The 20,258-nt window shown below is 69.5% G+C and carries 16 protein-coding genes and 3 pseudogenes; 11 read left to right on the forward strand and 8 right to left on the reverse strand.

Annotated elements, in window-relative coordinates:
* Positions 1-5: 5 nt before the first annotated feature.
* Complete coding sequence (locus R6V09_RS04610; protein WP_317880039.1) at positions 6-638, forward strand: hypothetical protein; 633 nt, start codon at positions 6-8, stop codon at positions 636-638.
* Positions 639-663: 25 nt separating this feature from the next.
* Here R6V09_RS04610 and R6V09_RS04615 read toward each other — a convergent pair whose 3' ends face one another.
* Positions 664-1,863: a serine/threonine-protein kinase gene (locus R6V09_RS04615; RefSeq protein WP_317880054.1), complete on the reverse strand. Its 1,200-nt coding sequence runs from the start codon at positions 1,861-1,863 to the stop codon at positions 664-666.
* 197 nt (positions 1,864-2,060) lie between these two features.
* Between R6V09_RS04615 and R6V09_RS04620 the strand changes: the two genes are divergently transcribed.
* The 4 genes and pseudogenes from R6V09_RS04620 (at position 2,061) to R6V09_RS04635 (ending at position 4,958) form a co-directional block, all read left to right on the forward strand.
* Positions 2,061-2,777 carry a DUF6461 domain-containing protein gene (locus R6V09_RS04620; protein WP_317880040.1) on the forward strand — a complete coding sequence of 239 codons (717 nt, stop codon included), beginning with the start codon at positions 2,061-2,063 and terminating at the stop codon, positions 2,775-2,777.
* Positions 2,778-2,791: 14 nt separating this feature from the next.
* Positions 2,792-3,160, forward strand: coding sequence for a signal peptidase I (locus R6V09_RS04625; protein ID WP_317880041.1), 369 nt, complete (start codon positions 2,792-2,794; stop codon positions 3,158-3,160).
* Between the two features lie 790 nt (positions 3,161-3,950).
* A pseudogene (locus R6V09_RS04630) lies at positions 3,951-4,407 on the forward strand (transposase family protein); the annotation flags it as partial.
* A 230-nt stretch (positions 4,408-4,637) separates the two neighbouring features.
* Positions 4,638-4,958, forward strand: coding sequence for a VOC family protein (locus tag R6V09_RS04635; protein WP_317880042.1), 321 nt, complete (start codon positions 4,638-4,640; stop codon positions 4,956-4,958).
* Positions 4,959-5,144: 186 nt separating this feature from the next.
* Here the strand turns inward: R6V09_RS04635 and R6V09_RS04640 are convergent, their stop codons facing one another.
* Together R6V09_RS04640 and R6V09_RS04645 are read right to left on the reverse strand one after the other, a co-directional pair.
* Positions 5,145-5,492 carry a hypothetical protein gene (locus R6V09_RS04640; RefSeq protein WP_317880043.1) on the reverse strand — a complete coding sequence of 116 codons (348 nt, stop codon included), beginning with the start codon at positions 5,490-5,492 and terminating at the stop codon, positions 5,145-5,147.
* Positions 5,493-5,701: 209 nt separating this feature from the next.
* Positions 5,702-5,857 (reverse strand): annotated as a pseudogene (locus R6V09_RS04645) (IS5/IS1182 family transposase); the annotation flags it as partial.
* Here R6V09_RS04645 and R6V09_RS04650 point away from each other — a divergent pair.
* Positions 5,847-6,416, forward strand: a pseudogene (locus R6V09_RS04650) (alpha/beta fold hydrolase); the annotation flags it as partial. The pseudogenes R6V09_RS04645 and R6V09_RS04650 sit on opposite strands and share 11 nt — an antisense overlap.
* Before the next feature lie 11 nt (positions 6,417-6,427).
* On the opposite strand, the gene R6V09_RS04655 reads toward R6V09_RS04650, so the two are convergent.
* The 3 genes from R6V09_RS04655 to R6V09_RS04665 form a co-directional block, all read right to left on the reverse strand.
* Complete coding sequence (locus tag R6V09_RS04655) at positions 6,428-7,084, reverse strand: response regulator transcription factor (RefSeq protein ID WP_317880044.1); 657 nt, start codon at positions 7,082-7,084, stop codon at positions 6,428-6,430.
* Positions 7,081-8,382, reverse strand: a complete 1,302-nt coding sequence (locus R6V09_RS04660; protein ID WP_442809974.1) for a sensor histidine kinase — start codon at positions 8,380-8,382, stop codon at positions 7,081-7,083. The genes R6V09_RS04655 and R6V09_RS04660 overlap by 4 nt, the downstream gene beginning before the upstream one ends.
* A 143-nt stretch (positions 8,383-8,525) precedes the next feature.
* Positions 8,526-10,763, reverse strand: coding sequence for an MMPL family transporter (locus R6V09_RS04665; protein WP_317880046.1), 2,238 nt, complete (start codon positions 10,761-10,763; stop codon positions 8,526-8,528).
* A gap of 271 nt (positions 10,764-11,034) precedes the next feature.
* On the opposite strand from R6V09_RS04665, the gene R6V09_RS04670 reads away from it, so the two are divergent.
* From R6V09_RS04670 to R6V09_RS04680, 3 genes are all read left to right on the forward strand, one after another.
* Positions 11,035-12,534 carry a serine/threonine-protein kinase gene (locus R6V09_RS04670; protein WP_317880047.1) on the forward strand — a complete coding sequence of 500 codons (1,500 nt, stop codon included), beginning with the start codon at positions 11,035-11,037 and terminating at the stop codon, positions 12,532-12,534.
* An 82-nt stretch (positions 12,535-12,616) separates the two neighbouring features.
* Positions 12,617-13,702, forward strand: coding sequence for a substrate-binding domain-containing protein (locus R6V09_RS04675; protein ID WP_317880048.1), 1,086 nt, complete (start codon positions 12,617-12,619; stop codon positions 13,700-13,702).
* 161 nt (positions 13,703-13,863) lie between these two features.
* Positions 13,864-15,996 (forward strand): RICIN domain-containing protein, encoded by a 2,133-nt coding sequence (locus R6V09_RS04680; protein WP_442809972.1) that lies wholly within the window; start codon positions 13,864-13,866, stop codon positions 15,994-15,996.
* Positions 15,997-16,079: 83 nt separating this feature from the next.
* Here the strand turns inward: R6V09_RS04680 and R6V09_RS04685 are convergent, their stop codons facing one another.
* Positions 16,080-16,433, reverse strand: a complete 354-nt coding sequence (locus R6V09_RS04685) for a hypothetical protein (RefSeq protein WP_317880049.1) — start codon at positions 16,431-16,433, stop codon at positions 16,080-16,082.
* A gap of 191 nt (positions 16,434-16,624) precedes the next feature.
* Here R6V09_RS04685 and R6V09_RS04690 point away from each other — a divergent pair, with 191 nt between their 5' ends.
* Both R6V09_RS04690 and R6V09_RS04695 read left to right on the forward strand, forming a co-directional pair.
* The gene (locus tag R6V09_RS04690; protein ID WP_317880056.1) at positions 16,625-17,851 is read left to right on the forward strand and encodes a PP2C family protein-serine/threonine phosphatase; all 1,227 of its coding nucleotides are present in this window, start codon (positions 16,625-16,627) and stop codon (positions 17,849-17,851) included.
* A gap of 253 nt (positions 17,852-18,104) precedes the next feature.
* Positions 18,105-19,532, forward strand: coding sequence for an alkaline phosphatase family protein (locus R6V09_RS04695; protein WP_317880050.1), 1,428 nt, complete (start codon positions 18,105-18,107; stop codon positions 19,530-19,532).
* A 138-nt stretch (positions 19,533-19,670) separates the two neighbouring features.
* On the opposite strand, the gene R6V09_RS04700 is transcribed toward R6V09_RS04695, so the two are convergent.
* A partial coding sequence (locus tag R6V09_RS04700; RefSeq protein WP_317880051.1) for a fructosamine kinase family protein occupies positions 19,671-20,258 on the reverse strand: 588 nt, incomplete at its 5' end.

Genomic DNA, 20,258 nt, shown 5'->3' on the forward strand with positions numbered 1-20,258 from the left:
GATCCATGCGGGATCCAGGACCATCAGGGCTGGACGTCGGCGCGGCTTTCGAACGGCTCCTGTGCCGGGCGCTGGATTCCGGGCGGGTCAGGGAGGCGCTGGGCCGGTCCTGCGGGACGCTCGACCGTGAGTGTCTGCGTACGCGCGCGCTGCGGGCGCGTGCCGCGATCGCCGAGGCGGCTGCGGCCGAGTACCGCGAGTACGTGGAAGCCGGCGGCCGGCAGGACGCTCGTGGGGACACCGCTTCCCCGCCGCCGGCCGGGAAGCGGGGCGGTGGCTGGCTGATGGCCGTACTCGCCTTCGTGGCCGTCGTCGCGGTCGCGTTGCTGGCGCTCGGGTTCGCGCTGCGTGCCTTTGTCGGGCGGCCCTACGTCGGCGACGGCGTGATGACGGCCGGGCTGATCGTCGGCGCCGTGGCCGCCGGGGCGATCGTGGGGGACCTCGCCTGGTCGTGGAAGGCACCGGCCCACGACCGCCCGGGCGCGGACGAGGCGTCGTCCGGCGAGGGGACGGCCGAGGGCGGCTGGATACAGGAAGAGTGGGAACTCGCCCTGCTGGAATGGGGGTTGGTGCCGTTCCTGCTCGACTGCATCGAGGAGCCGGGGCTGCTCGAACAGGACAGCCGGCCCGCTGGCTGACCCGTACGGGCCGACCGGTACGGGCCTACGGCTTGGCCGATGAGGAGCTTGTGGCGCTGGGCGGGTCCGTCGCCGGTGTGTCCGCCGAACTGTGGTCGGGGGAGAACAGCGCCACGCCGACCAGCACCGCCCCGAGGAAGATCAGCACGGCGGCGACGGTGCCCACCATCCGCGATGTCCGCGGGGTCCGCGATGTCTGCGACCGGCGTCCGGCGGTGGCGCGGACTCCCTCGCGCGGCCGACGCCGCGTCCGATGGGCCGGAGCGGCGCTGCCCGCGGAGGACGGGAAGGCGTACGTGGTCACGGAACCTGAAGCCGTGTTCGCCCTGGGCTTGGGCTCGCCGACTGCCTCCCGGGGGGTCGCACGTGGCGCGGGCTGGGGGTGCGGTGCGGCTGCGGGGAGAGGCTCGGGATGTCCTTTCCAGGCGCCACTGGCGAACCAGTTGGCCGCCTGACCCGCCGTAGGGCGGTCCTCGGGCCGCTTGGCGAGCAGACCGAGCAGGTAGTTCTCGAAGGCGGGCGGCAGCCCGACGCCCAGCTCCCGTGGTGGTACGGGGGCCGTGTCGAGGTGGTGATGGAGTACGGCAATGGCGCTGCCGGCGCGGAACGGCGGCTGTCCGACGAGGAGTTGGTAGAGCACGCAGCCGAGGGAGTAGACGTCGGACGGCGGCCCGGCGGGCTGGCCGAGGGCGCGCTCGGGGGCGATGTACAGGCTCGTCCCGACGATCTGGCCGGTCGCGGTGAGCGCGCCACCGGGGTCGTTCATGAACTGCGCGATACCGAAGTCGGCGATCTTCACGGACCCGTCGGCGTCGAGGAGAAGGTTGCCGGGCTTGATGTCCCGGTGCACGATGCCCTGTTCGTGTGCGGCGGCCATCCCGGCGGCCGAGTGGGCGGCGATGCGGGCCACTTGCTCGGCAGGCAGGGATCCCGCCTGGGCGAGCACATGGGAGAGGCTGTCGCCCTGGACCAGTTCCATCACCAGGAACAGCCGGCCCTCCTGCTCGCCGAAGTCCAGGACGCCGACCACGTGGGGGTGGCTGAGCCGGCCCGCGGTCTGCGCCTCCAGACGGAAGCGGGCGGCGGCGGTGGGTTCGGAGTTCTGGGCGTGCAGGAGTTTGACGGCCACGGGTCTGCCGCCCACCTCGTCGTACGCCTGCCAGACCTCGCCCATCGCGCCGCGTCCGATGGCGACGTGCAGCCGGTACCGGCCCGCTATCAGCACCTGTTGTTTCATCCTCACGCAGTGAGACCGACTTTGACCGCTGCGGCCCATGTCCCTTTGCAGGGACGGGTGTTGGTGGGGAGGCTGCAGGTTCCCCACCCTACTGGCGGGCCGAGGGTGTTCGCCCACGATCGGGGATCGGCGGCCGGATCGATCGGGTCGAGCCGGTGTCAGTGACGGCTGGCAGCATGCACTCCATGACCACAGCCACCGCGGCCGACTACGGCTGGATACGTTCCTCATCGTCCCCTTTCAGCTATCCGCTGGAGAGCGGGTACACCCTGGTTCTGGTGCGGGGAGTCTCCCCGGCGGAGCTGCTCGCCGTGGCGGGAGCCGAACCGAGGGGCGTCTGCGAAGGACTCGACGAACTGATCGAGCAACACCTGGAGCTCATCGACGAATCCGATGGCTGGGACGCCTGCGTGCTCGCGGGAGCGTGCACTGTCCCGGGCGAGGAAGGCGATTGGACCCTCGCCCTGGCCCTCGGTGGGGATTTCTGGCCGCTCGGCTTCATGGAAACCCTCTCGGCCGGGAGCCGCGTCGTCACTCATTCGAGCAATGGCGGGAAGCCCATGCACTTCTTCCACTGGTACGAGAACGGGGAGTTGCGCACCGAGTTCGAATGGCCCACGGTCAGAAGGGGCAGCTCCCCGGACGAGCTCAACTCCTTGATCTGCGAGGTCGGTCTCGGCCTCACCGACGAAGAGGCTTCTCGTGTCGACCGCAAAGCGGCGGTGTTCGCACTGGCCGAGCGCCTCACCGGAGTCCGGGTGACCGCGGAACTGCTGAAGCTGGCCGAATACCAGACGGCCGAGATGCCCGAGGAGCCTGCCGAGGAATGGAAGGGCGTCATCATCGACATCACGGATGCGCACGGTGTGCGGACCTACGTGAATATCAAAAATGACGGCTGATAAGGTCTGGATTTATGAGCGGAAATATATATGTGGGAAACGCGGGCAAGGACGCGCCACTGGACAGAGGATGGCTTCTGGGTCATTTCAAGGACGTCGGCGATCCTCGTCACACCGACGCCGTAGAGGTCAAGTGGGGTGTCCATCCACGGGGTGACGAACGGCCGGAGTGGGTGAGAGGTGACGAGCGGACCGCTCTTCTGGTGCTCGTCAGCGGCCGGTTCCGTGTGGAATTCCCGGAACGCGGTGTTCTTCTGGAGCAGCAAGGGGATTACGTCGTGTGGGGCCCGGGAGTCGATCATTCCTGGTTCGCGGAAGAGGAATCCGTGGTGGTGACGGTTCGATGGCCGTCAGTATCCGGTTATGCGGTGAAACGGGAATAGCGAAGAGGAATGGCCGGCATCCGGGGCTCTCAGGCGGCGGGCTCGGAGGCCGGGTTGCCGTAGTGGGAGTCGGGGCCGTGCTTACAGGTGTGGTGGCGGGCCGGGAGGTGCGGGGGCGGTGGTCCACGAAGAGCTCGAAGACACCGTTGCTGTGGAGGAGGCGCCGGCCCGGTTCGTTGTCCACCTGCCGACCGATGACCACCGGGTGGTCGGCGTACCGGGGTGTCCCCGCTGAACGCCGAACCCTGGCCGCCCACGTGACCGATCCGCTTTCCGTGGACGACGCAAGCGTGGCCCAGCCACGCCACCCCTCACCGTCGCTCTGACCTACGCGGAAACCCCTACCGCGCCCTGCAGCGGCTGCGCCGAAGCCCTGCCGCCCGTCTCTTGGGGCACCCGGTCCTCGATCCTGGAGCGCTGAACCACGAATCCCTCGACACGCTGCCACCGCCCACGCGCGCGGACCGTGGCTGCACTCCCAGCGCGGCATGCGAATCTCATTCGTCCGTTTGCCGAGTGACACATGATCCGGGACGCCTGCCGGCACTCAGCCTGCGGACGTCACGCCTATGCCGCGCACAAAGGTGACTGCGGCGACGTACTCGCCGCCATCGACTTCGTGAACCGGCTCGACTCATAACACCTGGGCCTGAGCATCGAGCACCCAGCCTCGCGACTCCCCGGCCATTTCCAACCCCTTTCGCGGGCTGGGCAGTTGGCCTGACAGACGGATGAGGCGCCTGGTAGATGGGTTTTCGACCAAGAAATCCGTCTCCACCAGAGGCTTCGTGTGCTCGTCCACCCGTCCGGGCTGGACCTGTCCAGCTCCGCCCTTCGGTTCCTCTCCGCTCGCCTGCGGGAGCGCGACCAGATGCTCGGATCCGGTGGCGGCGCCTGAACACCGGCCGCCGGGCCCTGCTCGCACTGGCTCACCCGCGGTGCGGTCACACCCACGCGCAGTTCGCGGCTGGCTTCGCAATCGGCAGCACCACCGCGTACCGCTACGTCGTCGAGGCCGTGGATGTCCTGGCGGCCTTCGACCCGACCTTCGCTGAGTCGATGAAGACCGCTTCCACCAGGGCGTTCGTCATCCTGGACGGCACGCTGCTGCCCCTCCCGGAGCCGTTCACGACATCAAGGCCGTACGGGTCCACGGCATCATCAACGCCCTGGAAGAAGTCGGCGTGCAGTGCTGGGCCCAGGCCATCGCCACCCTCAAGACCTGGCGGATCCTGCGCAAGCTGCGCTGATCCGCCATCCGTATCACGAGCCTCATACAGGCCGTCCTCACCCTGCACACCGCGCAGGTTGGAAAGGATGTGGGTGCGACGGCTCCAATAGCGCCAACGGCGCCTGGCCTCACCGACCTAGTGGAGAACCGGGCTACCTCCTCCGATGAGTTTCGGTCAAGGGAGTGGTCCAACTTCCGAAACGGCTATGAGGAGTGATCCGAGTGGACCTGTACAGCGTCATGTGCGTGAGTGACCGGATCAAGGCACTGGAGTGGTTCGAGGTGTTCTTCGGGCGCCCAGCGGACGAGATCATCGGCGAGGAGTACCTGTGGCGGGTCAGTGAGAACGCGTGGGTCGTCGTTGACGATCGGGACGTGCGCGCTGAGAGAGTAGGCGGAGCCATGATCACGCTCGGCGTGAACGACCTCGACGAGATCCTGGCCCGACTCGCCGCACACGGGATCGACCACGAAGCGGTCGAGACCTACAGCAACGGCGTACGCCACGTCGTCGTGCTGGACCCCGATCGGAACAGCCTCTCGCTCGCCGAGGTACCCACCCAGTGAGCCTCTTTCAAACTGCGCGGCATGCTGGACCACACTGCATCTGACCTGCTCAAATTGAGGTTGGAAAACGCTCAATGCCTGGACTCGCCCGCAGGTGATCACACAGCAGTTACAAAAACATCCCAGAACACCAGAAGACAGCCCCCTTCCTTAAAGCTGGAAGGGGGCTGCTTTTGTCGTCAGTACTCAGCAATGCACATCCACTTCTGTGACCTTATTACCGGCGTCGAGGAACCGCTGACTCCATGCCGGGACGAGATCCCACGTGTTGTTCTGATACCACACCGTGAAGCTGTTGCCGTGGGCCTTGGCAAAGTAGAAAACGCCGTAGATGTAGTTAGGCCCACAGCCGTCCATATTCCAGATTCCTCCGGACCTGTCGTATACGCAGGCCCGCCCGTCATCGCACTTGTAGGTCACGTACTGGGGATGGACGTCGGCAGCTGAAGCAGTGCTGGAGCCGCCGACGAGCGCGCCGGCGCCAAGGGCGAGAGCCACAGCTGTACGGGTCACGTGCTTTTTGAGCAACTGCATCCGGAAGTCTCCCTGCCTGGGGCCCCACTGTGACGCCAGTTCGAGCAGACGCCAGTGAGGACCTGCCACTCGGTCGACCGATGCAACTCGCGGTGGTCGACCTCTTTGCGTCGCACCGTAGGCGCCGCCCGTGGATACCAGCCATCCTTTCGAACACCATCGAAACGTCCTATCGGAGTGGCATCGCATTCCATTGGGGGTAGTGAGCGGAGGGCGGCTTGGGCGAGGCTCGTGATGCGGGTGGTCGAGCAGCGGAGCTTGCGCAGGAGCCGCCGGGACTTGAGGGTGGTGATGGCCTGTTCGACCAGTGCCCGCGCCTTCGCGTGGGACCGGTTGACGGCCTGCTGACCGGAGGAAGGGCTGTCCCGAGACGTCATCGCCCTCCTCGACCATCTGGAGGTCGACCGGTTCGTGCCGGTCGGGCACTCCATGGGCGGGATGATCGCCCAGACCCTGGCCCTCGCCCATCCCGAGCGGGTCGAGCGGATGGTGCTGGTCGACTCGATCAGCCGCATGACGTACAGCTGGGCGCGCGGTCTGCTGCTCGCGGTGTCCACACTGCTGCCGTTCAAGATGTTCGTCGCCGCCAACATCCAGCGCGCCTTCGCCCCCGGCTACCCCAAGGACAAGATCCGCCAGTACATCGACGCCTCCGCCGCCACACCCCGCGAGGTCGTCATGACCTGCTACGGCGCCATGCGCGCCTTCGACGTCCTGGACCGGGTCCACGAGATCACCGCGCCCACGCTCATCGTGCACGGCTACCACGACATCCAGTTGCCGCTCTCCCAGATGCTGCGGATGGCGAACGCCCACCCCGACGCGGTCGTCCGGATCGTCGACGCCGGTCACGAACTGCCCGTGGAGAAACCGGCCGAACTCACCGCGCTCCTCGGCAAGTTCGAGACCGCGCCGACGACCTGAGGAACAAGAACTCAGGCAGGCCGTACCAGCCCCGCGTCGTACGCGAAGATCACCGCCTGGACCCGGTCCCGGGCGCCGACCTTGGCGAGGATGCGGCTGACGTGGGATTTGACGGTGGACTCGGCGAGGCAGAGGCGTTCGGCGATCTCGGTGTTGCTCCAGCCCGAGGCCATGACGGTGAGGACCTCGCGCTCGCGGTCGGTGAGGGTGTCGAGCCGGCGGTCCTGCTCCGGGGTGCGGCCGGGCATCCGGTCGCCGAAGGCGTCGATGAGTTTGCGGGTCAGGCCGGGGGAGATGACCGCGTCCCCGGCGGCCACCGCCCGGATGCCCGCGACCAGTTCCTCGGGCAGCGCGTCCTTGAGGAGGAAACCGCTGGCCCCGGCGCGCAGCGCGGCGTACGCGTACTCGTCGAGGTCGAAGGTGGTCAGGACGAGGACGCGGGAGCGGCCCCCGGACTGCACGATCCGGCGGGTGGCCTCGATGCCGTCCATGCCGGGCATCCGTACGTCCATCAGGACCACGTCGGGGCGGAGTTCGGCCGCCAGCCGGACCGCCTCGACGCCGTGCGTGGCCTCGCCGACGGTGCTCAGGTCGGGATACTGCTCGATGAGCATGCTGAAGCCGAGGCGTTGCAGGGCCTGGTCGTCGACGATGAGGACGGTGGTCATGCGGGGTGCTTCTCCATGAGGTCGGGGGCGGTCGAGGAGGGCAGGAGGAGGGCGCGGACGGTCCAGCCGCCCTGGGAGTTGGGGCCCGCGGCGACCTGTCCGCCGTAGAGCGCGGCCCGCTCGCGCATGCCGACCAGGCCCTTGCCCTGTTCGTCGGTGCCCGGGGGCGGGTGCGGGCCGGTGTCCTCGACGGTGATGTGCACGGCCTCCGGTTCGGCCGCGACCGTGACCTCGACGGTCGTGTCCGGTGCCGCGTGCTTGAGCGTGTTGGTGAGGGCTTCCTGCACGATGCGGTAGACGGCGAGCTGAAGTCCCTGGGGGAGACCGGTGAGTTCGCCCGTGAGGCGCAGGGCGGCGGCGGGGCCCGCGGCCCGCACCCGCTCCATCAGGGCGCCGAGATCGGACAGCCCGGGCTGGGGCGCGAGCGGTGTGTCGTCGGGTTCGTCGTCGTGGATGACGGCGAGCAGTCTGCGCAGTTCGGCCAGGGCGCCGCGCCCGCTCTCCGCGATGATCCGCAAAGTGTCCGCGCCCCGCTTGGGCTTGCTCTCGGCGAGGCCCGCGGCACCGCCCGCCAGACCGACGATCACGGCGAGGGTGTGGCCGAGGATGTCGTGCATCTCCCGTGCCACCCTGGCACGTTCACCGGCGGCGGCCAGCCGGGCCCGCTGGTCGCGCTCCACCTCAAGACGTACGGCGTGCTCCTTGAGGGCCTCGATGTAGGCGTTCACGAGTTTTCCGGCCAGCCCCAGCGCGGCCATCGACAGGATGGCGACCACGGCCAGGAACGCCAGCACCGGGGTAGTGGTTCCCTGTTCCGATCCCTTCAGACCGTTGAAGAAGGCGATCGACACGAACGTCTGCAGGAGGTTGTACACGACGCCGACGGCCAACTGCCCGGGAGCCCCGAAGCGCCCCAGGTTGAGCAGCGCCACCAGCTGGGTGGCGCTCGAACCCGAGTCCACGCCCAGGGCGAGGCACACCTCGGAGAGGACGACCAGGGCGGCGAACACGAGCACGGGCCGCTGCCTGCGCCACAGCAACGGCACGGTGAACCCGGCGGTCACCGCCAGCATCAGCACGAATGCGGAGGCTGAGTCGTGGGCCGCGCGTACCAGGGCCGGAATCCCGGCCAGCGCGTAGCAGGCGGGCACTCCCCACAGCCTGACCCGCGGATGTGCCGTGTCGGTCTGCCGGACCCGCCCCAGCCAGGTGAGCAGCCCGACGACCGCACGGTACTCGGAGTCGCCCAGCCGGGCCCCTCCCATCAGGCTCTCGGGCATGAAGGACCGGGCCGTCATCGGTGGTGAGGTCACGGGATACACCCTCCATGATGCAGGCGGGCCGCCCGCCGGTCCCGGGGGGAGGGGACCGGCGGGCGGGGACGGTGCGGCCGAGGAAGACCCCGGACCGGCGTCCTGATGTGGATCGTACGGCCGCTGCCTCAGCGCTTCCCGGTGGTGACGGGCGACACGGGCGCCCGGTCCGCGCTGCCGGAGCCGTCGTCCGGGGTCTCGGCCAGCAGGTGGCGCAGCCGTTCGCCCTCGACGTCGACGTTGGGCAGGATCCGGTCCAGCCGGCCGGGCAGCGCCCAGGCGCGGCGGCCCAGCAGGGTCATGACCGCGGGCACGATCGTCATGCGGACGACGAACGCGTCGAAGAGGACGGCGGAGGCGAGGCCCAGGCCGATCGACTTGATCAGGGCCACGTCGTCCAGCAGGAACCCGGCGAACACGGAGATCATGATGACCGCGGCGGCCGTGACCACCCGGGCCCCGTGCCGGAAGCCCGCGATCACCGCTTCGGTGGGCTCGGCCCCGTGGACGTACTCCTCACGCATCCGGGTCACCAGGAACACCTCGTAGTCCATGGCGAGTCCGAACACCACGCCGATCATGAAGATCGGCAGCACGCTCACGATCGGCGAGGTCTGGTCGACGCCGAACAGGTCCGCCAGCCAGCCCCATTGGAACACCGCGACCACCACACCGAGCGTGGCGACCACACTGAGCAGGAAGCCGAGGGCGGCTTTGAGCGGGACCAGGATCGAGCGGAAGACCAGGAGCAGCAGGACCAGGGCCAGGCCGACGACCACGCCGAGGTAGGGGATCAGGGCGCCGCTGAGCTTGTTGGACACGTCGATGTTCAGCGCGGTCGTGCCGGTCACCATCAGCTCGGAGCCGGTGTCGGACTTCAGCGCAGGGCCCCGGTCGCGGATCTGGGAGACCAGGTCGACGGTGGCCTGACTGCTGGGGGAGCTCTTCGGGACGACGGAGATCAGGGCCACGTCGCCGTTCTGGTTGAACACCGCGGGGCGTACGGCGGCGACGTCGGACAGCTTGCCCAGCCGGTCGACCGTGTCCTGCGCGGCGGTCTTGGCGTCGCTGCTGCTGCGACCGTCGACGACCACCGTGAGCGGGCCGTTGTAGCCGTCCCCGAAGCCCTTGGTGATGGTGTCGTAGGCGATGCGCTCACTGGTGCCCGGCGAGGACATGCTGTCGTCGGGCAGGGACAGCCGCATCGACAGGGCGGGGATGGCGAGGACACCGAGCCCGACGACCGAGACGAGCAGCATCTTCACCGGGTTGCGGGTCACGAACCGGGCCCAGCGCACGCCCGTCGTCTCGCCCCCGCCGCGCTCCTGGAGGGTGCGCATCCTGCGGCTGGTGAACCGGCTGCCCATGATCCGCATGCCGGCGAAGCCCAGCATCGCGGGCAGCAGGGTCAGCGCGATCAGTACGGCGACGACGACCGCGAAGGCGGCGCCCAGGCCCATGGTGGTCAGCATGCTGATGCCGATGATGCTGAGACCGGCCAGGGCGATGACGACGGTGAGACCGGCGAACACCACCGCGGAACCGGCGGTGCCCAGCGCACGGCCCGCGGCTTCCTCCGGTTCGTGGCCGTCGCGGACCTCGCTGCGGTAGCGGGAGACGATGAACAGGGCGTAGTCGATGGACACCGCCAGGCCCAGCATCAGCGCCAGGGTCGTGGCGGCCGAGCTGAGGTCGAAGAACGCGCCCGCCACCGTGATGGCGCCGACCGCCGCGCCGACCCCGAAGATCGCCGTCAGCAGCGGCAGCCCGGCTGCGAGCATCGACCCGAACGTGATGACCAGCGCCACGGCGGCGATCAGCAGACCGATCAGCTCGGTCGCGCCGCCGCCCGCCTTCTCCTGTACGGCATTGCCGCCCAGGCTGACCGCGAGGCCCGCCTTCTCGCCCTTGTCCGCCACGGAGTGCAGGGCGGCGCGGGCCGCGTCGGTCACGTCGGGCTGGGTGACCTTGTAGGTGACCTGGGCGTAGGTGATGGTGCCGGACTTGCTGATCAGACCGCTCTGATACGGGTCGCTGACGTTCGCGACCTGGGGCGCCTTCTTGAGGTCGGCGATCAGCGACTCGACCTCGGTCTTGTTCGCCCCGGACTTCAGCTGCTGTCCGTCCGGCGCCTCGAACACCACGCGGGCGGTGGCGCCGGCGGCCGACGCCTGCGGGAACTCCTTGCCCAGCAGGTCGATCGCCTTCTGCGACTGCGTGCCGGGGAGGGTGAAGCTGTCGGACGTGTTCGACGACACGCTCACCGCGCCGATCCCGACGGCCGCCAGGACGGCGATCCACAGCATCAGGACGAGCCGTCGGCGCCGGAACGAGAACCGGCCCAGTCGGTAGAGGAAGGTGGCCACGGGGTACTCCCACCAGGTTCGATAGAAAGAGGTGGGCCTGCGCGACCCACTCCTTCACGCTATGAGCGCCCTTCCCCGTGTCCGCGGCACCGGGGAAGTGAAAACGGCCGGGGTGACTAGTACCGGGGTACTAGGCCTTCTCCACCCTCCAGTCGAGGTGGGCGGCCCTCCGGTCAGGGAGGGGACCGTGATCCGCCCCACACGTTCCGGGACAAGAGCCGGTTATGGTGACCAGGCGAATCGAACAGGGACAGAACCGGCGGAGGACACCGTGTCGGACGAAGGGCGTCGCATCGCCGGGCGCTACCGGCTGGCCGAGCAGATCGGCCGGGGCGGCATGGGCATCGTCTGGCGGGCGGACGACGAGGTGCTCGGCCGCCAGGTCGCGGTCAAGCGGCTGCACGCGCGGCCGGAACTCTCCGCCGACGAACTCGCCACCCTCTACGAGCGCACCCGCCGCGAGGCCCGCAGCGCCGCCCGGATCGCGCACCCGAACGTGATCGTCGTCCATGATGTCGTCGATGACGACGGCCGCCCCTGCATCGTCATGGAGTACGTCCCGGGCCCCACGCTCGCCGACCTCCTCAAGGACGGCCGGACCCTCCCGCACGAGGAGGCGGCCCGCATCGGCCTGGACACGGTCGCCGCCCTGCGCGCGGCCCACGCCGCCGGTGTACTGCACCGCGACGTCAAGCCCGGCAACGTCCTGCTGGGCACCGGCGACCGGACCGTCCTCACCGACTTCGGCATCGCCATGACGGACGGGGCGTCGACGCTGACGAAGACCGGCGAGATGGTCGGCTCCATCCACTACATGGCCCCGGAGCGGATCCGCGGGCTCACTCCCGGAACGGCCTCCGACCTTTGGGCCCTGGGCGCGACGCTCTACCAGGCCGTCGAGGGCCGTCCGCCGTTCCGCCGCGCCACCGCCATGGAGACCGCGTACGCCATCGCCACGGACCCGCTGGAGCCCATGAAGCAGGCGGGACCGCTGGAGCCGATCGTCGAGGCACTGCTGATCAAGGAGCCCGACGAACGGCCGACGGCGGAGCAGACGCAGCGCGCCCTGCAGACCGCGTGGTGGGGAGAGGCGACGGCCGAACTGCCGCCGTCCGCCGATGACTTGACCGCCACAGGCCCGGAGCCGAGACCGGCCGCGGACTCCGGCGGTCGCGGGAGGCGCCGGGGCCGCAAGGGCCTCGTTCTCGGAGTCCTGGCTGCCACGGCGGCCGTCGCGGCGACGGCGTTCGTGCTGCACGCGACGTCGAGGTCCGCTCCCGGGCACGCGACGGGTCAGCCCACCGCCACGACCTCCGCGTCCCCCGTCCCGGACGGCTACCACCTCGTCCGGGACCGGCAACTCGGTGTCTCCTTCCCGGTGCCGGACGACTGGAAGGCCGGCAAGCGGACGGCGGAAGGGGTCACCTACACCGACGAGACGGGCCTCGCCGGGCTCACCATCGGCGTCGTGGACCCGGCGGGCCCCGACCCGAGCACGCACTTCGCGGACATCGAGGCCAACACCAAGGTCAACTACCCCACCTACCGCAGGCTCCGCATGCAGCAGACCACCTTCCGCGGGCAGCCCGCCGCGATCTGGGAGTTCACCTTCCAGGGCCGGGTCAGGGTGTTCCGCGCCATCGACCTCGGCTTCGGCAAGGAGGGCGACCGTGAGTACGACATCTACCTCTCGGCCCCGGACGCGAAGTGGGACACCTACCGTCCCGTCTTCGACAAGGTCAGGGACGGCTTCGTGACCCGCGCGTCGTAACCGCGCGAGACCCCGTGCACCGGTATTGCCTCCACGGCCCGCGCCCCGTTACCTTGCGGCAAAGTTTCAGGCCAGCTACGCGATGCGGTCCGGCGCATCGGTGTTCGGCGAGCGGAACGGGCATCGGGTGACAGGTCGCGGCAAGGGACAACTGGAGGCGCAGTACGGCCTCCTCACGAGCATCGCCACCGAGGCGGGCGTCTCGCTCAGCACGGTGTCCAAGGTGGTGCACCGGCGCCGGGACGTCGGCGCGCGGACCCGCGAGCGGGTCGAGGAACTCCTCGCGCGGCACGGCTTCGTCCGGCCCTGGGAACGGGACCCCGCGACGCCCCGGCAGATCATCGCGGTGTTCCGTGACCTGTCCGGGCCGTACACGCTGGAGGTGGTCCGGGGCATCGTGGACGCGGCCGGAGAACTCGGCATCGACGTGGTCACCGGCACGACGAGCCGCCGGTCGATCTCCGGCTGGCTGGAGCAGTGCGTCGCGCTCGGCGCCGCGGGCATCGTCATCGTGATCTCGATGCTGTCCGAGGAGGACCAGCGCCGCATCGTCGAACAGCGCCTCCCGGTCGTCCTCATCGACCCGCTCAGCGCACCCTCCGAGGACATCCCCAGCATCGGCGTGACGAACTGGAGCGGCGCCCGCGACGCCGTACAGCACCTGCTGGACCTCGGGCACACCCGGATCGGCATGGTCGCGGGCCGCTCCCACTCGCTGGCCGGGGCGGCGCGCGTGCACGGTTACCGGGCCGCGCTGGAGGAGGCCGGGATCGCCTACGACCCGGCGATCGTCCGCTCCACCGACTTCGACTACGCCGAGGCGCTCGCCACGGGCGCCCAGATCCTGCACGCCGACGACCCGCCCACGGCCGTCTTCGCCACCAGCGACGCGCAGGCGCTCGGTGTGCTGGAGGCGGCCCGGCAGCAGGGTCTCGCCGTACCGGACGACCTGGCGGTGATGTCCTTCGACGACACACTCGTCGCGGCGATGGCCTGCCCACCGCTGAGCGCCGTACGCCAGCCCTTCGAGGAGCTGGGCCGCGAGGCGACCCGGGTACTCCTGGAACTCGCCCAGGGCCGGCCGCCCGTGTCGCCGCGCATCGAGCTGGCGACGGAACTCGTGCTGCGGACTTCGACGTCCGTGCGGAGACCCGTCAATACCGCGTAACTCCCCATTCCGCGAAACACTTTCGAAACGTAGCGGTGACATTGCCATGTCCGCTGCGAATACTGGCTTCCTGCCCGGACCCCCTCCCGGTGAAAGGAAAGCCGTTGACAAGATCCTGGGTGCGAAAGGCTTTCGCGTGGGCGACAGCCTTCGGCACGGGCGTGGCATTCGCCATCGCCTCCGCGACAAGTGCGTCGGCGTATCAGCCGAGTCCCGCCAATCTGTATACGGCGACCAACACCGCCGCCTGCAGCAAGAGCCCGTGCGTGCTCTACCCGAAGTCGGCCCAGTTGCCGGACGGCCGGATCGTGGCCACCTTCGAGAACGACCAGACCGCCCCGGTGGGCCAGACACTGCCCGTGTACAAAAGCGACGACGACGGCACCACATGGGCGAAACTGTCCGACGTCAAAGCCCCCGCCTATCTCTCCAGCGACTCCAAATACGCGAAATACACGAGCAATTGGACCAACCCGTATCTCTACGTTCTTCCGCAGAACGTCGGCAGCCTGAGCGCGGGCACCCTGCTGCTCGCGAGCATCGTCTCCGGCGACGACTACTACTACCAGGAGCAGAAGGCCGCCAACTCCAGCTGGACGCCGACCAGTGACGGCGACCGCAAGGACGTGGCGCTCGCCCTGTACTCCAGCACGGACGACGGCGCGACCTGGACCATCCAGAACATCATCGCCGCCGGCGGCTGGCAGGGCGGCAGCGCGGGCAGCGTCGGCCGGGTCTCGACGGCCAACACCTACGCCCAGGTCGACCCCGTCTGGGAACCCCATCTCCTTGCCCACAACGGCACGTTGATCGCCTACTACTCCGACGAGGACGACTACACCGGCTACAACACCACCACCGGCGCCCCGACCCTCGACCCGGCCAACGACACGGCGACGGACTCCGGCGGCCAGGTCCTCCTGCATCGCACCTGGGACGGGAGCAGCACAACTGCCTGGAGTTTCCCGGTAGTTGACGTCCCGGGCTCCACGGTGACCATGAGCAGCGGCAAGACGGAGATCGGCGGCGGCCGGCCCGGCATGACGACCATCGCCCCGACGACCGACGGCAAGTGGCTTCTGACGTACGAGTACTGGGGCGGCGGCACCAACGTCCGCTACCGGATATCCGACGACCCGACGAAGTTCTTCTCCGCCACCGACGCCGCGATCACCTCGCTGCCCGTGCCCTCGGGCGGGGCCACCCTCGCCACCGGCGGCAGTCCGGTCCTGCTCCCGATGCCGGACGGCCGGATCGTGTACAACGCCTCCGGCAGCGGCGACGTCTGGGTGAACGAGTCCGGGCTCAGCACCGGCACCTGGAAGGAGTACAAGACGTCGATCGCGGCCGGGTACAGCCGCATGCTCCAGTACGTCGACGGCACAGGACGCGTGCTCGTACTCCAGGCGTCCTGGAGCGGTACCAGCGTCGGCCCCGTGAAGTACGCAGAGGTCGACCTCGGCCGCTCCGACGGCGCCTACTACAGCCTCGTCAACCGGCTCACCGGGCAGGTGCTCAGCACCACGTCCGGCAAGACCCAGGACGCGAACCTCACCGGGAACACCCCCGACCTCGTCCTGGCGGCGGACACCGCGGCGAACACCCAGCGCTGGCATCTGACCGCCAAGGGCAGCAACGTGACGCTGCTCAACAAGGCCGGCGGTCGCTCGGCCGCCATCTGGACCGGCACGGCGACGGCCGGGCAGAAGCTGGCCCAGTGGGTCGACGACGGAGCCACCGACAAACAGTGGACCGAGGTCGCGTCGTCGACCAGCGGCTACTACAAGCTGCGCTCGGTCCTCAACACCGGCCTCTACATGACCGGTTCGACGGCGGGGGGCTCCGTCACCGTCGCGGCGGCGACCACCGACGGCTCCCAGGACTGGCAGTTGGTCCAGGACCCGCTCCCCACCGCCTCGACCTTCACCCTGAAGGGCACGTACTCCAGTCGCTGTCTCGACGTCCCGAACGGTGCGACGGGTGTCCAGGTCCAGATCTACGACTGCTCGGGCAACGCCTACCAGACCATCACGCAGACCACGGCCGGCGAACTCCGCGTCAACGGCAGCTGCCTGGCCGCGAACGGCGACGGCACCACCGCGGGCACCACGCTCATCCTGTGGGCCTGCAACGGGAAGGCCAGCCAGAAGTGGGCCTTCCGCGTGGACGGCACCATCGTCAACCGCTCCAACGGCCTCGTCATCGACGTGACCAACTGGGGGACGGCCAACGGCTCGAAGGTCGAGCTGTGGACCGGGCTGGGCAACGCGACCCAGCAATGGAGCCGCGCCTAGGCATACGACAGAAGCGGCGCCACCGTCGGATACGGTGGCGCCGCTTCGTGCACGTCTCCCCGCTGCGTACTCCCGCTCGACGCTCACCTGAACTCGTGCACCACGCGGATCTCGCCGACGATGTGGGCGTTGAACTCGTCCAACTCCTCGGCAGGCACCCACAGCTCCAGAATCGTCCGACCGCCCGCCTGCTGGACGGGATACCGGGCCAGGAACTCCGACTCCACGTCGAACCGCGTCACGAATCCGGCGCCGTCGTGCTTGACGTTCCAGTCCCTCGCGATCCGGATCGCGTAGTCCTCGTTGAGGACCGGGTAGAAGATCGGCTGCTCGGGCAGCCGGGGCGGCCAGGCACGCCAGTCCAGCGCCCTGACCAGGTCCAGCTCCTTGGGGCCGGTGGGGCGCCAGAGGGTGGTGGTCGGTCGCTGGTTCGTCATCGGAGTCGCTCTCAGCGTCGGGGATCAAGGGGTCGGAGGGGACGATATCGGCGACGCGGACGGCGCGGCCATGGAGTTTCGTCCCCGGCGACCGACCCCGCACTCCCTGACCCGATGCCACCGCACCACGGGTCGCTACCGCCCGAACGCCCGCGCGGGTGTTGGGATGGGGGCGGCAGAAAGGGGTCGTGGTGGACGGCGACGGGGTTACGGGGTCCGGGAAGGGCTCGACGGATCGGTTCGCGCTCGCGCAGCGGGCCGTCTCCGCCATCGGGTCGACGCTCGACAAGCGCAGGACCGCGGCGGAGTGCGCGAGGTTCCTCGTCGACGAGCTGTGCGACGCCGCAGCCGTCGACCTGTTCGCCCAGGACGAGGCGCGCCCGGCACCGCACGGCATGCTGCACCCGATGGCGGCCGTGGGCCGCAAGGAACTGCTGGACAGCCTGCGCACCGCGCCACGCGAGGACGTCATGGTCCGCGCCCTGGACGCCGGCCACCCGATCACCACGTCGTTCACCACGAACGACCACGGCGTACTGGCCGCACTGTCCGTGCCGTTGACGGCCTGGGGGAAGGCCTACGGCGCGCTCCTCGCGATCCGCGCCGGGCAGTCGTTCGGCGACGACGAGGCCGCCGCCGTGCACTACGCGGCCCGGCTCACCGCGGCCCACCTGCACCACGCCGTCGAACACCACCGCCTGCACACCACCGCCCTGAACCTGCAACAGGTCCTGCTCACCGAACCCAGCCGCCCCCACCCCAACGTCGAGATGGCCACCCGCTACCTGCCCGCGGGCAGCGGCACCCTCGTCGGCGGCGACTGGTTCGAGGCCGTACGACTGCACTACGGCCGCACCCTCCTCGTCATCGGCGACGTCATGGGGCACGGCCTGGACGCGGCCGTCGACATGAACGCCTACCGCTCGATGCTGCGCTACGTCGCCTCCACCGACCTCCCGCCCCACCGCATCCTGCGCCAGATGGACACGGCCATGTCCGAGGAGCACAACCGCAGGCCCGCGACCTGCCTGCTCGCCCTCCTCGACCCGGCCCGGGGCACGGCCGCCTTCGCCAGCGCGGGCCATCTGTCACCCGCCGTCTTCCACCGCGACGGCGCCGGTGAACTGATCCCCGTCCCCGTCGGCCCGCCCCTCGGCACGGGCTCCGCCGACTACGAGATGACCACGCTCACCCTCACGCCCGACGACACCCTGGTCATGTTCACCGACGGGCTGGTCGAGCGGCGCGGCGAGGACATCGACGTCTCCCTCGCCCGGCTGGCCCGGCTCCGGCTGCACCCCGGTCAGGGTGTCTCCCGCCTCCTCGACGACATCGTGCTGCGCCTCCATGTGCAGGACGCGGAGGACGACGTGGCGGCGATCGCCGCCCGACTGCGCCCCAGAAGCCCCGCCCAGTAACTTCGCAAACGGGAAACGCGTACGGCACCGCTGTCTTCGCGCGGGCCGGCTCATGTGACCGTCAGCCGTCCACCAAGGTTTCGCAACACCTCGGCAACGCCCGGATGTTGCCGGTCACGGCTTGGCCAACCCCTTTCCGCACGTTGGCCGCAAATTCACCACACGCCCCTGACGCCCCATACCCGGACGGGCGGAGAGTGATCCGAGGTCTGGTCCACGAGATCACTCGAAGAGCCTTCAAGAAGGGGCAATCATGGCCGAGTTGACACGTCGTAGACTCCTGGGTTCGGCCGCCGGCGCAGTGGGCGGTGCCGCGGCTCTCTCCCTCCTCCCGCCGAGCGTCCAGAAAGCCGTCGCCGCCGAGCCGCCGAAGAACGGCTCGCTGCGGGACATCGAACACGTCGTCATGCTGATGCAGGAGAACCGGTCGTTCGACCACTACTTCGGCACCCTCTCCGGCGTTCGCGGATTCGCCGATTCGCACGCCCGCAAACTCGACACCGGGCGCAGCGTCTTCTACCAGCCGGACGCGGTGAATCCGAAGGGCTACCTTCTCCCGTTCCACCTCGACACCCACACCTCCAGCGCCCAGGCCATCCCGTCCACCAGCCACGCCTGGTCCGTGCAGCACCAGGCCTGGAACAACGGCAAGATGGACCAGTGGCTGCCCGCACACCGCGCGGCCGACGGCGTCAACGGCCCCTATGTGATGGGCTATTACACACGCGAGGACATCCCGTTCCAGTTCGCGCTCGCCGAGACCTTCACCATCTGCGACAACTACTTCTGCTCGGTGTTCGGACCGACCTGGCCCAACCGGCTGATGTGGATGACCGGTTCGATCGACCCGGGCGGCACCCAGGGCGGCCCGATCATCAGCAACGTCGCGCCGACGCCCTACCGTTGGACGACGTACGCGGAACGCCTCCAGAACGCCGGCGTGAGCTGGAAGGTGTACCAGGAGGAGGACGACTACGGCACCAACATGCTGGAGCAGTTCGCCTCGTTCAAGAACGCGCAGCCCGGCTCCGACCTGTACGAGCGGGGTGTACGTCCGCAGCCGCACGGCACGTTCGAGGACGACGCCCGCAATGACCGGCTGCCGACGGTGTCGTGGATCTGCCCCACGAGCTACCAGTCGGAGCATCCGGACTTCCTCCCGGCCGCCGGCGCCGACTACGTGGCGTCGAAGATCGAGGCGATCGCGTCGAACCCGAAGGTGTGGCGCAAGACCGCGTTCATCCTCAACTACGACGAGAACGACGGCCTCTTCGACCACGTCGTGCCGCCGACGCCGCCCGCGGGCACGAAGGACGAGTTCATCCAGGGGCTGCCGATCGGTGGCGGCTTCCGGGTGCCCGCCATCATCATCTCGCCCTGGACCGTGGGTGGTTGGGTCGCCTCGGAGGCCTTCGACCACACCTCGGCGCTGCAGTTCCTGGAGCGCTTCACCGGGGTCGAGGAGCCGAACGTCACCGACTGGCGGCGGGAGACCTTCGGCGACTTCACCACCGCGTTCCGCTTCCGAGACGCCCGCCCGCGCTCGCCCCGGCTGCCCCAGGACACGGCGGAGCAGTTGGAGAAGGCGCAGGAGGAAGTGGCGACCCTGCCGAAGCCCATGCTGCCGGGAGCGGACCAGAAGTTCCCGCACCAGGAGCGGGGCCGTCGCCCGCACGTCTGACGCGGACCACCGTCACGGGCGGCCCTGGCCGGTGTCATCCGGTCAGGGCTGCCCGCTCGGCGGAGCCGCGGCCGAACGGCAGTACGTGGGCCGGCAGCGTCTGGCCTGGACCGTGGTGACGGGCTGCCTCGCCCGGTGTCACCCGGCCAGGGCCGCCCGCGCCGCCGACAGCGCCGGTTCGGCATAGCCGCGCCCGAACAGCACCACATGCACCAGCAGCGGAAACAGCTGGTGCAGCCCGACGCGGTCGGTCCAGCCGGGGGCGAGCGGCGCGGCCTCGCGATAGCCGGCCAGCACCGCCGACAGATACGGGCAGCCGAAGAGGCGGAGCATGGCCAGGTCGGTCTCCCGGTGTCCGCCGTGCGCGGCCGGGTCGATCAGGCGGACGTGTCCGTCGGCGCCCCACAGCACGTTGCCGTTCCACAGATCGCCGTGCAGCCGGGCGGGCGGCTCGGCGGGACCGGCGAGTTCGGGCAGCCGTTCGCAGACGCGCTCCACCACCGCGGCCTCGGCGTGCTCCAGGGTGCCCGTGTCGACCGCGCTGCGCAGATAGGGCAACACCCGTTGTCCGGCATACCAGTTGGGCCAGTCGGCGGCGGGAACGTTGCGCATCGGGGCGAGCCCGATGTGCGCCTCCGTGGGGCCGTCGGGCGGCGGTGCGCCGAACGCCGGTGCCCCGGAGGCGTGCAGGGCGGCCAGATCACGGCCGAACTCGACCGCCGCACC

Source organism: Streptomyces sp. W16, assembly GCF_033194735.1.
In the GTDB taxonomy this organism is placed as follows: domain Bacteria; phylum Actinomycetota; class Actinomycetes; order Streptomycetales; family Streptomycetaceae; genus Streptomyces.